The following is a 1152-nucleotide window of genomic DNA, read 5'->3' as shown; positions in this document are numbered from 1 at the left end:
GGACGAGATCTCCCGGGCGGTCAACGAGGAGGACCTGACCGTGGTCGCGGTGCTCTCGGGTAACCGCAACTTCGAGGGCCGCATCTCCCCCGACGTGAAGATGAACTACCTCGCGTCCCCGCCGCTGGTGATCGCCTACGCGCTGGCCGGGACGATGGACTTCGACTTCGAGACCGACCCCCTCGGCCAGGACACCGACGGCAACGACGTCTACCTCAAGGACATCTGGCCGACCGCGCAGGAGATCGACGACACCATCAAGAAGTCGATCAGCCAGGACATGTTCCGCAAGTCCTACGCCGACGTGTTCAAGGGTGACGACAACTGGCGCAACCTGTCCACCCCCGAGGGGGAGACCTTCACCTGGGACGAGAACTCGACCTACGTCCGCAAGGCCCCGTACTTCGACGGTATGCAGCTCGAGCCGTCGCCCGTCACGGACATCACGGGCGCCCGCGTCCTTGCGCTGCTGGGGGATTCGGTGACCACCGACCACATCAGCCCGGCCGGTCCGATCAAGCCCGGCACCCCGGCGGCGCAGTACCTGGACGCGCACGGCGTGGCGCGGAAGGACTACAACTCCCTCGGCAGCCGGCGCGGCAACCACGAGGTGATGATCCGCGGCACCTTCGCCAACATCCGGTTGCAGAACCGGGTGCTCGACACCATCGGTCTGGCGGGCACGCAGGGCGGGTACACCCGCGATTTCACCCAGGACGGCGGCCCACAGTCGTTCATCTACGACGCGTCGCAGAACTACCAGAAGGCCGGTATCCCGCTGGTCGTCCTCGGCGGCAAGGAGTACGGCTCCGGTTCCTCCCGCGACTGGGCGGCGAAGGGCACCGTGCTGCTGGGCGTGAAGGCCGTCATCACCGAGTCGTTCGAGCGTATCCACCGGTCGAACCTGATCGGTATGGGTGTGGTCCCGCTGCAGTTCCCGGCCGGCGAGAGCGCCAAGAGCCTGGGCTTGGACGGCACCGAGGTGTTCGACATCTCCGGTATCGAGAAGCTCAACGAGGGCGTCACCCCGAAGACGGTGCATGTGACCGCCACCAAGGAGGACGGGACGAAGGTCGAGTTCGACGCGGTGGTGCGCATCGACACCCCCGGTGAGGCCGACTACTACCGCAACGGCGGCATCCTGCAGTACGT

The 1152-nt window shown here is 66.3% G+C and carries 1 protein-coding gene; it reads left to right on the top strand.

All coding sequences use genetic code 11. The annotated features are described in order from the left end of the window. On the top strand, nucleotides 1–1152 hold a 1152-nt coding region (locus ABD908_RS27380), incomplete at both ends, for an aconitase family protein (RefSeq protein WP_345002066.1).

This window comes from Tsukamurella soli (genome assembly GCF_039541155.1).
Classification (GTDB): domain Bacteria; phylum Actinomycetota; class Actinomycetes; order Mycobacteriales; family Mycobacteriaceae; genus Tsukamurella; species Tsukamurella soli.
This window is presented reverse-complemented; position numbering and strand designations above follow the sequence as displayed.